Source organism: Mycobacterium sp. NPDC050551 (assembly GCF_040674075.1).
Classification (GTDB): domain Bacteria; phylum Actinomycetota; class Actinomycetes; order Mycobacteriales; family Mycobacteriaceae; genus Mycobacterium.
The window spans coordinates 304,854-318,633 of record NZ_JBFARC010000005.1 but is presented as its reverse complement, the minus strand read 5'-3'; the positions used below and the strand labels follow the sequence as shown (position 1 = coordinate 318,633).

Genomic DNA, 13,780 nt, shown 5'->3' with positions numbered 1-13,780 from the left:
CTCGGCGATCTTGAAGTCGTTGACGTTCGCGACCATTCGCGGTGACGACACCGCCGCCGTCGGGCATCATGGCGGGGTGCCCGAGGTTCGAGTAGGTCCGCTCCTGCGACATGTGGGGAAGACCGATGCCACGGTGTGGGTCGAGACCGACCAGGCCTGCCGGGTGGAGGTTCTCGGCAGCACCGCCGACACGTTCGAAGTCGAGGGTCACCACTTCGCGATCGTGTGCGTCACCGGCTTGGACCCCGAAGAGGAGCATCCGTACGAGGTGCATCTCGACGGCGTGCAGGCCTGGCCGCCGTTCGGCTACGAGCTGCCGCAGCCCCGCATCAGGCTGTTGCCGCCCGACGGCAACCTGCGGCTGCTGTTCGGGTCCTGCCGGGCGTCGGCGCCGCACCACCCGCCCTACACCCACCAACACATGTGGCACTCCAAGGGCCAGGGCATCGACGTGCTGCGCGCGTACGGCATGCGGATGCTGCGGCAACCGTCGGCGCTGTGGCCTGATGCGCTGATGATGCTGGGCGACCAGCTCTATGCCGACCAGGTCAACGACACCATCAAGGACATGGTCGCCGAACGCGAGGTGCACGCCAACGGTCCGGTCGAGGTGCTCGAGGATTTCGAGGAGTACTGCATCGGCTACTGGGACGCCTGGAGCGACCCGATCGTCCGGTGGATGCTGTCGACGATCCCGACGTCCATGATGTTCGACGATCACGAGATCAATGACAAGTGGAACACCTCGCTGGAATGGCTCCGGGAGAAGCGGCAGACCGACTGGTACGAGACACGCATCATCGGCGGACTGATGGCGTACTGGATCTATCAGCATCTGGGCAACATGTCACCGGACGAGCTGGCCAAGGACCACACCTTCCAGCGGGTGCTGGAGAGCCGGCAGGGCACCGAGCCGATCAAGGAACTCGCCAAGATGGCGGAGCAGGACGACGGGGTCTCGCACTTCAGCATGTGCCGCGACCTCGGCCCGGCCCGGCTGATCGTGGTGGACGCCCGCACCGGACGCCAGCTCACCCCGGGCCGGCGCCAGATCACCACCGACGAGGAGTGGGACTGGATCACGTCCAAGGTGGACGGCGACTACCGGCACCTGCTGTTCGCTAGCTCGCTGCCCATCCTGCTGCCCTACGGGATGCACCACATCGAGGCGTGGTCGGAGGCCGTCAGCGACGGCGCATGGGGCAGGCGGATGCGCGGGTTGGGGGAGAAGGTCCGCATCACCGCCAACCTCGACCACTGGGCATGCTTCCAGGACAGTTACCGCAAGTTGGAGGATCTCGTCGTCGACATCGCCGCGGGCAGGCGGGGCCGCGCACCGGACACGATGGTGATGTTCGGCGGCGACGTGCACCACTGCTGGGTCACCGAGGTCGAGGTGCCCGAGGAGGAAGCGCCGACGCCGGCCACCAAATTCTGGCAGGTGGTGTGCTCCGGTCTGCGCAAGGAGCCGTCGGCGAGCGAGCGGGTGGTGCTGCGGCTTGGACACACCAAACTGGCCGAGGTCGTGGGCAGGGCGCTGGTCAAGACGACCAAGGTGGGCATGCCGCGGCTGCGCTGGCGGCCGGTCACCATGCCGCACTTCCGCAACCAGATCGGCACCCTCGAGATCGCGGGCGGCGAGATGGGCGTACGCATCGAGCGGGTGGAGGGACGGTGGCGTAAACCCCGGCTGGCCACCGTGATCGAGCACAAGCTGCTCTGACTCACTCGAGGTTTCGGCCCGGTCACGGGACGGCTTCAGTCCGGCTCGCGGGCGGCGGGCAAACCACATCAGTCACTACAGTCTCTGTAGTAACCGATGAAAGGTGGGTCATGCCGGCCTCGCGACGACTGGCATCCCTTGCGGTCGTGTCGGCAACCGCCGCATCGCTCGTCCTCCCCGTCCTCACGAGCCCCACCGCGGCCGCGGACCCCTGCTCCGTCTTCGACTCCGGCGGCAGTTCTGTGCGCCGGGCCGCCCCGGAGTCTGCGACACCCCGGCTGCCGGTTCTGCACCTGCCCATCGGCCGCAAGCCCGCGCCGAAGACCACCCCTGCCGAAGCGGCGAAGGCGGACGCCGAAGTGGCGCCCAACACCGCGGCCCGCGCGGCGGCCGCGCCCGCCGCGGAGACGGCGACGGTGGTCGAGACGATCGTGGGGCCGGGCTCCGGCTCCTATCAGAAGTTCGGTATCTCCGGCGCCGACCTCGGCCTCCTCTGGGACAACGGCTATTCCGGCGCTCAGCGGCAGGTGCTCATCGCTTTCGGCGACACCTTCGGCAACTGCAACATGGCCGGCCAGGAATGGCGCAACAACACTCTTTTCCGCAGTGCGAGCCGCGATCTCGGCAACGGCCTCGACGTACCGGGGCCGCAGTACGGCAACCAGTTCGCCGGCTCACCCGTGCTGCAGAGCCGGCCGAACTTCTCCCGGCAGGTGATCGACAGCCTCCGGCTGGCCGCCACCGAGGTGACGATCATCCCGACGGCAGGCATCTCGGTCGGCACCCGGCAGTACGTCAACTTCATGTCCGTCAGCCAGTGGGGCGCACCCGGACAGTGGTCGACGAACTTCTCGGCCGTCGCGGTGTCCGACACCAACGGCGAGACGTGGACGGTGCCTGCCACCAGCATCCGGCCCAGCTGGTTCAACACCGTCCCCGGCGTGCCGTTCACCTGGGGTGACCAGAACTTCCAGATGCAGGCGTATCTGCGGCACGGCGGCTACGTCTACGCCTACGGCACCGGCGCGGGACGCGGCGGCATGCCGTTCCTGTCCCGTGTTCCCGAGAACGCGGTGGCCGACAAGTCGGCCTACGAGTACCACACGCCGTTCGGCTGGCTGCGCGGTTTCCCGTTCCTGGCGATCCAGGTGGTGTGGGCGCCGGGCAGCGAGATGTCGGTGGCGTGGAACGACCACCTGAAAAAATTCGTGATGCTCTACACCAACACGGTGAGCAACGTCGTGATGCGCACCGCCGACAAGCCCGAGGGGCCGTGGAGTTCGGCGAAGACCCTCGTCACGTCCGCCGCGGTGCCCGGCGGGATCTACGCGCCCTACATCCATCCGTGGTCGTCCGGCAGCGACCTCTACTTCACCCTGTCGCGGTGGTCGGACTACAGCACGATGCTGATGCACACGTCGCTGAGTTAGACGTGCACGTCGCGTTTCCCGACCGCGCCACGCAACCCTGAGCAGTTGTAACAACCAACGCAGCCAACGCAATCGGTGCACTGCACGCAGCCGAGGCAGGCCAGGCAGCGCTTGCAGAACGCGCACGCCACACAGCCGATGCAGCCGGCCATCGCGATCGACATCGCCACGACGATGCTTCCGGCGACGCCCGCACTGGCAGCGGTGGCGGCCGATCCGGCGACGCCCGCGCTGGCGACGGTGGCCGCCGAGCCGGCGACACCGGCACTGGCCGTCGTCGCCACCGAACCCGCGACGACGGCGCTGGACACGGTGGCCGCCGATCCGGCGACGATGCTGCTGCCGGCGGTGGCGGTGGAGCCGGCCACCACCGTGCTGTCCGACGTGGCCTGCGAGTCGACGGCGTCACCGGGGGAGGTCTTCACGGCGTCGATCCTGCCAGTTCAGCCCGCCGTTTTTCCGTTGTCGACGATGTACACCGCGCCGTGCACGGCAGCCGCGTCGTCACTGGACAGGAACGCGATCGTCTTGGCGACGTCGGTGACGTCCATGAATCCGCGCGGCGAGGCGATCCGCATGATGAGGTTCCAGTCCGCGTTCTCCGGCGCCGCGAACTCGGTGACCTGGGCGGTGCGCATACCGCCGGGGCAGATGGCGTTGACCCGCAACCGGTTCGAGGTGAACTCGATCGCCAGCGACCGGGTCAGCCCGACCAGACCGTGCTTGGCCGCGCAGTAGCCCGCCGAGTAGACCTCGCCTTCCACACCGGCGATCGAGGCCACGTTGACGATGCTGCCGCCTGCCTCCAGCAGGTGCGGCAGGGCGGCCCGGCACAGGAAGAACGGTCCGTTGAGGTTCACCGCGAGGTCGCGTTCCCAGTCCTCGTCGGTGACGTCCAGGGTGTGCCGCATCTGGTGGAACCCGGCGACGTTGACCAACGCGTCGAGCCGGCCGAACTCGGCGACGCACTGCGACACGGCATCCCGGCACGCCGCCGCGGTGGTGATGTCCACCGAGGCGAACCGGCCGCCGCGCACACCCGCGAACACCTCGGCCAGCCGGTCGGCGTCGCGGGCGATGCCGAAGACCGACGCACCGCGCTCGGCGAACAGCTTCGCCGTGGCCGCACCCAGACCCGCCGAGGCGCCGGTCACCAGCGCCACCTTCCCGTTCAGTTGGCTCATGGCCTAGACCTTCTCACGCCGAGGCACGAGGCCGTTCCGGCGGCACCGCGGCCAGCAGGGCGCGGGTGTATTCGTGCTCGGGCCCGGCGAACAGATCCGCGGCCGGCCGGTACTCGACCGCCTCGCCGGCCCGCAGCACCAGCACCTCGTGGCTCATCTGCTGGATGACCGCGAGGTCATGGCCGATGAACAGATACGTCAGTCCGAGTTCCCGTTGCAGGCCGCCCAGCAGATCGAGCACCAGGGCCTGCACCGACACGTCGAGCGCCGCGGTCGACTCGTCGAGGATCAGCAGGTCCGGCTCACCGGCCAGCGCCCGGGCGATGCTGATCCGCTGACGCTGACCGCCCGACAGTTCGTGCGGATATCTCGACGCGAAAGACGCAGGCAGGTCGACGAGTTCGAGTAGCTCGGCGACACGGGCCCGGCGGGCCCGGCGCCCGTCTGCGAGCTTGTGCACCCGCAGCGGTTCCTCGATCGCGGTGCCCACCCGGTTGCGTGCGTTCAGCGACGAGAACGGATCCTGGAACACCAGCCCGATCCGGCGCCGCAGCGCCTTCACAGCGGCGCCCCTGACGTCGAACACATCGGTGTCGCCGAGCGTCGCGGTGCCGGCATCGGGGGTGACCAGGCCGGTCAGCGCCGCGGCGACAGTCGACTTGCCGGAACCGGATTCACCGACGAGCCCCAGTGTGGTGCCGCGCCGGACGGTGAACGACAAATTCTTGACGGCGTGCACCGTCGAACGGCCCGTCGGCGTCGTCACGGGGAATCTCACGTCGAGTCCCTCGACGGTGAGCAGCGCAGCAGAATCCGCTGGTGCGGGTGCGGGTGCCCCGCCCCCGAGCAACGGCCGCGACGCCAGCAGTGTGCGGGTGTACTCGTGTCGCGGACTGGCGAACACGTCGGCGACCTGCGCCTGCTCCACGGCCTCGCCCTGCCGCAGCACCGTGACGTCGTCGGCGACCTGACCGATCACGCCGAGGTCGTGGCTGATCCACACCACCGCGGCGCCGAAGTCGCGCTGCAGGTCCCGGACGAGTTCGACGATCTGCGCCTGGGTGGTGACATCCAGTGAGGTGGTGGGCTCGTCGGCGATCAGCAGCTCGGGGTCACACGCCAGCGCGATCGCGATCATCACCCGCTGACGCTGCCCACCCGAGAGCTGGTGCGGATAGGAGTGCAGCCGCGACTCCGGATCGGGCAGCCCGACGGCGGTCAGCAGCTCGAGCGCGCGGCCGCGGGCCTGCCTGCGCGTCATGCTGCGGTGTGTCTCCAGCGACTCGGTGATCTGCCGCTCGAGCGTCAGCAGCGGATTGAGCGACGTCCCGGGATCTTGGAAGACGAACCCGATCCGGCCGCCGTGCACGGCACGAAGGGTCCGCGCCGACGCCCCGACCAGCTCGACGGGGTGTTGTCCGGCAAGCGAACTCGACCCGGTCACCATGGCGCCGGGGGCGTCGAGCAGGCCGGTGGCCGCGAGCACCGTCATCGACTTGCCCGACCCGGACTCGCCGACGATCCCCAGGGTCTGTTCGCGGGCCACGTCGAAGGAGATGCCGCGCACGATCTCCCGCCCGCCGATGCGCACGTGCAGGTCGCGCACGTCCAGGACGGGCCCGCTCATTGCTTCCTCCTGGCCTCGATCATGGTGCGCTGCTTCGGGTCCAGCACGTCGCGCAGCCCGTCGCCGAGCAGGTTGAACGCCAGCACGATCACGAAGATCGCCGCGCCGGGGAACACCGCCATCCACCACGCCAGCGTCACGAAACCCTGCGAGTCGAAGATCATCCGGCCCAGCGAGGGCTGCGGCGGCTGGATGCCCAGCCCCAGGAACGACAGCGCGGCCTCCGACAGGATCGCGAACGCCAGCGACAGCGACGTCTGGACGATGAGCGGTCCGGCGATGTTGGGCAGGATGTGCCTGCCGAGGATGTACAGATGGCCGGTGCCCATGGTCTTCGACACCGACACGAACGGTTCCACCCGCACGCTCAGGGTGCTCGCGCGCGAGACGCGCGCGAAGATCGGTGTGTAGACGATGCCGATCGCCAGGATCGTCGTCGTCACCCCGGGCCCCAGTACCGCGACCACGGCGAGTGCGAGGAGCAGCACCGGGAACGCGAACATCACGTCGACGATGCGCATGAACACCGTGTCGAGCCAGCCGCCGAGATAGCCGGCCAGCACACCGATCGTCACGCCGACCACGACGGCGAACACCACGCTGATCACCGCTACCCGCATCGACGCCTGCACGGCCGCCAGCACCCGTGACAACACGTCGCGGCCGAGTTCGTCGGTGCCGAACCAGTGTGCGCCACTGGGGGACTGCAACGCACTGGGCACGTCGATGTCGTTGACGCCGTAGGGCGCGAGCCACCCCGCGAACACCGCGACGACGACGACGGCCGTCAGCACCACCGCGGACACCAGTGTGACGGGATTGCCCAGCAGCAGCCGCCAGGACGCCACCCTGCCGCTGTCGCCTGCCGTCTGCGCGGGCTCGGTCATGACAGCCGGATCCGGGGGTCGGCCACTGCGTACAGCGCGTCCACGATCAGGTTGATCACCAGGAAGAGCGCCGCGATCAGCAGCACCGCGCCCTGGATGACGGGATAGTCGCGCGCGGCGACGGCGTTGAACACCAGCCGGCCCAGACCGGGCCACGCGAACACCACTTCGACGACGATCACGCCGCCGAGGATCGTGGCGAGCTGGATGCCGGTGATCGTCAGGATCGGGATCAGGGCGTTGCGCACGGTGTGCCGGAACGTCACGATGCGCGGCGGCAGTCCCTTGGAGCGGGCGGTACGGACATAACCCGCCGAGGCCACTTCGAGCACCGCCGAGCGGATGTAGCGCGTCATGATCGCCGCGGCGACCAGCCCGACGGTGAGGCCGGGCAGCACGATGTGCCGCAGCCACCCCGCCGGGTCGTCGAACAGCGGGCGGTATCCCGACGTGGGCAGCCAGCCCAGCGTGGTGGCGAACAGGGCGATGAGCAGGATGCCCAGCCAGAAGTCCGGCACCGACACCCCGAACTGGCTGGTGATCCGGACGACGGTGTCGCTGATCCGGCCTTCGCGCAGCGCGGAGTAGATGCCCGCCGGCACCGCGATCATCAGCGCGATCAGGACGCCGACCACCCCGAGTGACAGTGTCGCGGGCAGTCGGTCCAGCAGCGTCACCGTCACCGGGTCACCGTTGCGGAAGCTCACCCCCAGGTCGCCGGTGAACGCGTTGCCCAGGTAACTGAAGAACTGCACGACGATCGGGCGGTCCAGCCCGCTGGCCGAGCGCAACGCCTCGTAGGCCTGCGGGGTGTAGCGGGTGCCCAGCGCGATGCGTACCGGGTCGCCGGGCACCAGGTGCACCAGGGCGAACACCACCACCAGCACCCCGAGCAGAACCACCAGCGAGTACAGCACCCGCCGCACGAGGAATCGCAACACGGGATGAGACAGGAAGTCGCTCATGTCGATTCGCCTCCGGCCAGCTCCGCGGCGCGGAAGCGCACGGCGCCGTCGCGGCGGGCCTCGACCCCCGACAGGTCGTTGGACCAGGCCTGGATCACCGACGGGTTGTACAGATAGAGGTAGCTGACCTGGTCGGCGATGATGGTGGCGGCACGGGCGTAGACGTCGCGGCGGGCGGCGCGGTCGGTCTCGACGCGGCCGCGATCGAGCAGGCGGTCCACCTCGGGGTTCGAGAACTTCTGGGCATTGCTCGTCCCGTCGGTGTGGTGCTGGGCGTAGTAGAAGTCGTCGGGGTCGATGTTGCCCAGCCAGCCCATCATCAGCATGTCGAAGTTGCCGTTGTTCTGCTCGTCGAGCCAGGTCGCGAAGTCGACGGTGCGGATGTCGACGGTGATGCCGAGCGGGGCGAGGTTGTCGGCGATGATCTGGGCGGCGGTGACGGTCTCCGGGTATTCACTGGTGACCAGCATGTCCATCCGCTCCGGGGCGGCATTCGCCTGTGTTAGAAGCTCTTTGGCCTTCTCGATGTCGTAGCGGTAGGTGTCGTAGGGCGTGTACCAGGGGTTGCCCTCGGGAATCGCGAGCTGGTTGCGCGCCGCGGTGCCGTAGCTCGTGGCCTGCACGATCGCGTCGCGGTCGATGCCGTAGGCGATGGCCTGACGCACCCGCGGGTCTCGCCACGGATCGCGGGCCTCGTTCATGGCGAGGTACCAGTAGTCGTTGCTCGGCGTGACCGCCAGCCGCTGGGAGTCGTCGTCGCGCAGCTGGTCGACCCGCTGGGGCGGGATCGAGTCGGTCCAGTCCACCTCGCCGGCCTGCAGCGCCGCCAGCGCGGTGGACGGCTCCGAGATGAAGCGGAACGTCACGCCCGACACCTTGGGCGGTCCCGCCCAGTACGCAGGGTTGGCCTTCAGCGTGATCGAGTCGCCACTGCGCTGACCGGCGAACGAGAACGGTCCGGTGCCGACGGGATGGGTGGCGATGCGCCCGCTCTCGACGTTCGCCCGGGACACGATCGCCATCCCCTTGAAGCCGCCGATGTTGGTCAGCAGGTTCGGGGTGGGCGCCTTCACCGCGATCCGCACCGTCGCGGGGTCCAGTGCGCGCACGTCGGTCACCGCGCTGAACTTGTCGGCGTTGGTGAGCTGTTCGTCGATGATGCGCCGGTAGGAGTACACGACGTCGTCCGCGGTGAACGGGCTGCCGTCGTGGAACGTCACCCCCCGGCGCAGGTGGAACGTCCACACCCGCTGATCGGGACTGACGTCCCACGACTCGGCCAGCGCCGGGCGCATCTCCAGGGCGGCGTCGGGTTCGACCAGGGTGTCGTAGACGTTCTCCAGCACCTCGAAGGAGAAGTAGGCGCTGGTCTTGTGGGGGTCGAGCTGGTCGGGTTCCCCGGCGATCGCCGCGATCAGGTTCCCGGACGCCTCGTCACCCAGGTCGACCCGCTCGCCCGTTGAACAGGACGTCGTGCCGAGCACCAGGGCCACCACAGCCGCGATCAGACCGCCGAGCACGATCGGTCTACGGGTCACGCCATCTCCAGGGCTCATGCGGATGATCCAAGATCACTTACCCGCTGATCGTCCGCCACGAAACGCCCGGTTCCCGGATGCGGCGACCGACAAACCGGTGACGGGCCACGGCGCTGCTGCGATACTCAACCCTCATGAGACTCCGTCGCGTGCTCGCCGCCGCCGTCATCCTCGCCGGCTCGGCGGTCGGCTGGGCTCCCATCGCGCAGGCGCAGCCGCCCGACGCCCCGCCGGAGATCCTGCAGGGCGTCTACACCTACAACGAGGGCGGCCAGACCGGCGCCGACTGGACCATCTTCCCGACCTGCGTGCCGACGGTCGGCGACCTCCGCGAACCGCTGTGGTTGCCGGTCGCATGCCGGCTGCACGTGACACCCGAGCGCCAATCCGGCTCGGACGCGGTGATGACCAACGGGCTGTGGACGACCACCCGCAAGGTCAGCGACGGGCTCAAGTGCCCCGACGGGTCCACCGCAGCGGTCGAGCAGATCTTCTCGTGGAGCGGGACCACGCTGGCGGGCACCCGCAAGTCCATCCACGGCGCGGTGTGCGGTCTGCAACCCGCCATGACGTCGACACCGTTCACGCTGGCCTTCAAGGCGCCGCTGCCGATCCCGGTGGACCGCTACCCGCTGATCTGCGAGCCGGGCGGCCTGCGCCGCTGCTTCTAGGGCGTGCTCAGGCGGTGAATCCGCCGTCGACGTTCCAGTTCGCTCCGGTCACGTAGCCGGCGTCCGGTCCGGCCAGGTAGGCCACCACCCCGGCGACGTCACGGGTGTGCCCGTAGTGCCCGACGGCGATCGTCTGCCGCGCGAGGTCGGCGAATTCGCCCTCCTCGGGGTTCATGTCGGTGGCGATCGGACCCGGCTGCACGTTGTTCACGGTGATCCCGCGGGGGCCGAGGTCGCGGGCCAGTCCGCGGGTGAGGCCGGCGACCGCCGCCTTCGTCATCGAGTATACCGCCAGACCCGGGCCCGGCACCCGTTCGGCGTTGATGCTGCCGATGTTGATGATGCGGCCGCCCTCGCCCAGATGGGGCACCGTCTGCTGGATGGCGGCGAACACTCCGCGGACGTTGACCGCGACGAGGCGGTCGAACTCCTCGAGCGGGAAGGTCTCGATGTCGCCGAAGGCGGCCACGCCCGCGTTGTTGACCAGGATGTCGAGCCCGCCGAGACGGGTCACGGCCTCCTGCACGGCCGAGGCGATCTGTCCGACGTCGGTGCTGTCGGCACGGATCGGCAGCACCCGGGCGCCCGCCCTGGACATCTCCACGACGACGTTGTCGGCGTCGCGGGCCGACGCGCCGTAGGTGAACGCCACCGCCGCCCCGTCGAGCGCCAGCTTGCGCACGATCTCCGCGCCGATACCCCGCGATCCGCCGGTCACCAGCGCGCGCCGTCCGCTCAGCGGACCTTCGATTGCAGCCGTCATCGGGTGAACTCCTCGCTCGGGGTGTCTCATCGACAAGCGCCGACGCAGATGAATCATTCCCGCCTAGGGTGAGGACGGCTAGCCGACGAGACAGAAGAGGTGATCGATGGCCAAGCGGGTCGTGGTCTGGGGCACGGGGTTCGTCGGCACGATGGTGATCGCCGAGATCGTCCGGCATCCGCTCTTCGATCTGGTGGGCGTCGGGGTGAGCAGTCCGGAGAAGGTCGGCCGCGATGTCGGCGAGCTCTGCGGGCTGGGTGAGCCGGTCGGGGTGATCGCCACCGACGACGTCGACGCGCTGATCGCGCTGGCTCCCGACGCGCTGGTGCACTACGGCCCGACCGCCGCCCACGCCGGCGACAACATCGCGCTGATCACCCGCTTCCTGCGGGCCGGGATCGACGTCTGCTCCACGGCGATGACACCGTGGGTGTGGCCGACGATGCACCTCAACCCGCCGGACTGGATCGTGCCGGTGACCGAGGCCTGCGAACTGGGCGAGTCGTCGTGCCTGACGACGGGGATCGATCCGGGCTTCGCCAATGACCTCTTCCCCCTGACCTTGATGGGGCTGTGTTCGGAGGTCCGCACCGTGCGTGCCTCTGAGCTGCTCGACTACACCAACTACACCGGCGACTACGAGTTCGAGATGGGCATCGGCCGCCCGCCGGAGAAGCGCGCACTGCTCGAGACGCAGGACATCCTGGTGATGGCATGGGGCGCAACGGTCCCGATGATCGCGCACGCCGCGGGCATCATGCTCGACGAGATCACCACGACCTACGACAAGTGGGTCACACCCACCGAGCGCCCGACGGCCAAGGGCGTGATCGCGGCGGGCCATGTTGCGGCCGTGCGATTCACCATCAACGGGGTGTACCGGGGTGAGACCCGGATCCAGCTGGAACACGTGAACCGCATCGGCGGCGATGCCGCGCCGGACTGGCCGACGGGCAACCAGGATGACGTCTACCGGGTGGACATCGAGGGGACCCCGAGCATCTCCCAGGAGACGGCGTTCCGCTTCACCGACGGGTCCGGGCGGGATGCCGCGGCGGCGGGTTGCCTGGCCACCGGGATGCGGGCGCTCAACGCGGTGCCCGCCGTCAACGATCTCTCGCCGGGCTGGGTGACCGCCCTGGATTTACCACTCATCCCCGGTGCAGGCACAATTCGCTGAGTAACGCCGACCCCGCCGCGCGAGATGGATAACTGAACGGGGTCCATCTCGAGGGAGTGACATGGCAGACGGGCTGGGGTTGTCGGTCGGGGCGACCAGGCTGACCGCGGTCGTCGTCGGACGGGCCGCGCTGACGCGCTCGCCGGTGTTGACGCAGTACCCGCACCGTCCATCCGAGGTCGGCGTGCCCAGCGAGAACCCCGAGCTGACCGAACGCGGGCTGATCCTCACCGACTTCGTCGACCGGGTCGGCGACCCGGTGGGGATCGTCGCCGCCGACGGCACGTCGCATCGCGGCGAGGTGGTGCTCGCCGACGCGCTGCGGGCGCTGTTGCACGCTGTGACCCGCGGACAGCCGCCCGCCGACCCGATCGCGGTCAGCCACCCCGCGCACTGGCGGCCGGCCGCCGTCGATTCGCTGCGGGGCGCGCTGGCCGCGGTGCCGCAGTTCGGCGCGGCGCCGGTGGTGGTGTCCGACGCCGCCGCCGCGCTCACCGCCCTGCACGACGATCCCGGCCTGCCCACCAGCGGCGTCGTCGCGCTGTGCGACTTCGGCGGCACCGGTACCAGCATCACGCTGGCCGACGCGGGCAACGGTTACGCACCCATCGGCCCCACCGTGCGGCATCCCGATCTCTCGGGCGCGGCGATCGACCAGGCGCTGCTGACCCATGTCATCAACGACCTGTCGGCGGCCGGAGCCGTCGACCTGACCGGCACCTCGGCGATCGGATCACTGACCCGGCTGCGCGGGCAGTGTCGCGCGGCGAAGGAGCGGCTGTCCTCGGCGACCGTCACGTCGCTCGCGGCCGACCTGCCCGGCCGGCAGAGCGAGGTCCGGCTCACCCGCGCCGAACTCGACGACGCCGTCCGCCAGCCGCTGGCCGACTTCGTCGCCGTGGTGCACGAGACACTCGAACGGGCGGGCGTCCGCGCAGGCGACCTGTCCGCCGTGGCGACGACCGGGGGAGGCGCCAGGATCCCTGTGGTCACCGCGACCCTGTCCGAGAGCTTCCGGGTGCCGGTGGTCACCAACCCGCAACCCGAACTGGCCGCGGCGATCGGCGCTGGGCTGGCCGCCGTGCGCGGCGGGGCCGACAACACGATGACGGCGATGGCCGCCGCGCCGGCCGCGGCGGCGTTGGCCGGTGCGGCGGCCGCCGACGACATGTCGCAGTCGAGCACGTTCCGGGCGCTGGCGTGGTCGGACGCCGACGACATCCCGGACGTCGCGGCGACCGACCACTACGAGTACGACGCACCGGCCGACTCGCCGACCGACGCCGACCGGCCCGCCGGCGCGACGACCGCGCGCCCCGTCGTGGCGTTCGGCGCCCGCGACGACGACGACACCGCGGTGCCACCGGTCCCGTGGTACCGACGCCCGCCGGTGATCGTCGCAGCGGGAGCGCTGTTGGTTCTCGTGCTGGTCGCACTTGCGGCGGCCTACGCGCTGCGCGGCGACGACGAGCCGGCGTCCACGCCGACCACCACCCCGACCACCACCGCGGCGCCCGCGCCGCCACCGGCTGCGCCGGGGGAGACGCCTGCGCCGCAGACCCAGGCCCCGCCACCGGAGACCGTCTACGAGACGGCGCCGCCGCCGGCGGCCCCCGAGTCGCCCGCCCCGCCGCCACCCTCCGAGGCGCCGCCACCGCCACCGCCGACCACCACGGCTCCGCCACCGCCGCCGGAGACCACGCAACCACCGGCCTCGACGACCCGTCCGCCGATCATCCCGACGCTGCCGTACACCACGATCCCGGGACTTCCGTTCGTCCCTGCGCCGCCGCCCATCGGCGGCAACTAGGC

General features: G+C 69.9%; 12 protein-coding genes. 5 read left to right on the top strand and 7 right to left on the bottom strand.

Annotated elements, in window-relative coordinates:
* Positions 1 to 112: 112 nt before the first annotated feature.
* Together AB0K11_RS21405 and AB0K11_RS21400 are read left to right on the top strand one after the other, a co-directional pair.
* Positions 113 to 1,723 carry an alkaline phosphatase D family protein gene (locus AB0K11_RS21405; protein ID WP_364981403.1) on the top strand — a complete coding sequence of 537 codons (1,611 nt, stop codon included), beginning with the start codon at positions 113 to 115 and terminating at the stop codon, positions 1,721 to 1,723.
* A gap of 146 nt (positions 1,724 to 1,869) precedes the next feature.
* Positions 1,870 to 3,153, top strand: coding sequence for a DUF4185 domain-containing protein (locus tag AB0K11_RS21400; RefSeq protein ID WP_364981400.1), 1,284 nt, complete (start codon positions 1,870 to 1,872; stop codon positions 3,151 to 3,153).
* Here AB0K11_RS21400 and AB0K11_RS21395 read toward each other — a convergent pair.
* Genes AB0K11_RS21395 through AB0K11_RS21370 form a run of 6 tightly spaced genes read right to left on the bottom strand, consistent with a single transcriptional unit; the run spans position 3,150 to position 9,336 of the window.
* A complete protein-coding gene (locus tag AB0K11_RS21395; protein ID WP_364981397.1) occupies positions 3,150 to 3,578 on the bottom strand; it encodes a hypothetical protein in 429 nt (142 codons plus the stop codon). The two genes, AB0K11_RS21400 and AB0K11_RS21395, sit on opposite strands and share 4 nt — an antisense overlap.
* Positions 3,579 to 3,596: 18 nt before the next feature.
* Positions 3,597 to 4,337 carry an SDR family oxidoreductase gene (locus AB0K11_RS21390; RefSeq protein ID WP_364981394.1) on the bottom strand — a complete coding sequence of 247 codons (741 nt, stop codon included), beginning with the start codon at positions 4,335 to 4,337 and terminating at the stop codon, positions 3,597 to 3,599.
* A gap of 13 nt (positions 4,338 to 4,350) precedes the next feature.
* Positions 4,351 to 5,964, bottom strand: a complete 1,614-nt coding sequence (locus AB0K11_RS21385) for an ABC transporter ATP-binding protein (RefSeq protein WP_364981391.1) — start codon at positions 5,962 to 5,964, stop codon at positions 4,351 to 4,353.
* On the bottom strand, positions 5,961 to 6,851 hold the full coding sequence (locus AB0K11_RS21380; protein WP_364981387.1) for an ABC transporter permease: 891 nt from the start codon (positions 6,849 to 6,851) through the stop codon (positions 5,961 to 5,963). Before AB0K11_RS21380 ends, AB0K11_RS21385 begins: the two co-directional genes overlap by 4 nt.
* Complete coding sequence (locus AB0K11_RS21375; protein WP_364981384.1) at positions 6,848 to 7,816, bottom strand: ABC transporter permease; 969 nt, start codon at positions 7,814 to 7,816, stop codon at positions 6,848 to 6,850. Before AB0K11_RS21375 ends, AB0K11_RS21380 begins: the two co-directional genes overlap by 4 nt.
* Positions 7,813 to 9,336, bottom strand: a complete 1,524-nt coding sequence (locus tag AB0K11_RS21370; protein WP_364981876.1) for an ABC transporter substrate-binding protein — start codon at positions 9,334 to 9,336, stop codon at positions 7,813 to 7,815. The genes AB0K11_RS21375 and AB0K11_RS21370 overlap by 4 nt, the downstream gene beginning before the upstream one ends.
* Before the next feature lie 152 nt (positions 9,337 to 9,488).
* Here AB0K11_RS21370 and AB0K11_RS21365 point away from each other — a divergent pair, with 152 nt between their 5' ends.
* Complete coding sequence (locus tag AB0K11_RS21365) at positions 9,489 to 10,025, top strand: hypothetical protein (protein WP_364981381.1); 537 nt, start codon at positions 9,489 to 9,491, stop codon at positions 10,023 to 10,025.
* Between the two features lie 7 nt (positions 10,026 to 10,032).
* Here the strand turns inward: AB0K11_RS21365 and AB0K11_RS21360 are convergent, their stop codons facing one another.
* Positions 10,033 to 10,788: a 3-oxoacyl-ACP reductase family protein gene (locus AB0K11_RS21360; protein WP_264010523.1), complete on the bottom strand. Its 756-nt coding sequence runs from the start codon at positions 10,786 to 10,788 to the stop codon at positions 10,033 to 10,035.
* A 106-nt stretch (positions 10,789 to 10,894) separates the two neighbouring features.
* Between AB0K11_RS21360 and AB0K11_RS21355 the strand changes: the two genes are divergently transcribed.
* Both AB0K11_RS21355 and AB0K11_RS21350 read left to right on the top strand, forming a co-directional pair.
* Entirely contained in the window at positions 10,895 to 11,968 is a 1,074-nt protein-coding gene (locus AB0K11_RS21355; protein WP_364981378.1) for a dihydrodipicolinate reductase, read from the top strand.
* Between the two features lie 61 nt (positions 11,969 to 12,029).
* The gene (locus AB0K11_RS21350) at positions 12,030 to 13,778 is read left to right on the top strand and encodes an Hsp70 family protein (RefSeq protein WP_364981375.1); all 1,749 of its coding nucleotides are present in this window, start codon (positions 12,030 to 12,032) and stop codon (positions 13,776 to 13,778) included.
* Positions 13,779 to 13,780 lie beyond the last annotated feature (2 nt).

Bases quoted from the DNA above. Each gene is read 5' to 3' on its own strand.
- AB0K11_RS21390 (WP_364981394.1), bottom strand. From the start codon at position 4,337: ATGAGCCAACTGAACGGGAAGGTGGCGCTGGTGACCGGCGCCTCGGCG.
- AB0K11_RS21385 (WP_364981391.1), bottom strand. From the start codon at position 5,964: ATGAGCGGGCCCGTCCTGGACGTGCGCGACCTGCACGTGCGCATCGGC.
- AB0K11_RS21380 (WP_364981387.1), bottom strand. From the start codon at position 6,851: ATGACCGAGCCCGCGCAGACGGCAGGCGACAGCGGCAGGGTGGCGTCC.
- AB0K11_RS21375 (WP_364981384.1), bottom strand. From the start codon at position 7,816: ATGAGCGACTTCCTGTCTCATCCCGTGTTGCGATTCCTCGTGCGGCGG.
- AB0K11_RS21365 (WP_364981381.1), top strand. From the start codon at position 9,489: ATGAGACTCCGTCGCGTGCTCGCCGCCGCCGTCATCCTCGCCGGCTCG.
- AB0K11_RS21360 (WP_264010523.1), bottom strand. From the start codon at position 10,788: ATGACGGCTGCAATCGAAGGTCCGCTGAGCGGACGGCGCGCGCTGGTG.
- AB0K11_RS21355 (WP_364981378.1), top strand. From the start codon at position 10,895: ATGGCCAAGCGGGTCGTGGTCTGGGGCACGGGGTTCGTCGGCACGATG.
- AB0K11_RS21350 (WP_364981375.1), top strand. From the start codon at position 12,030: ATGGCAGACGGGCTGGGGTTGTCGGTCGGGGCGACCAGGCTGACCGCG.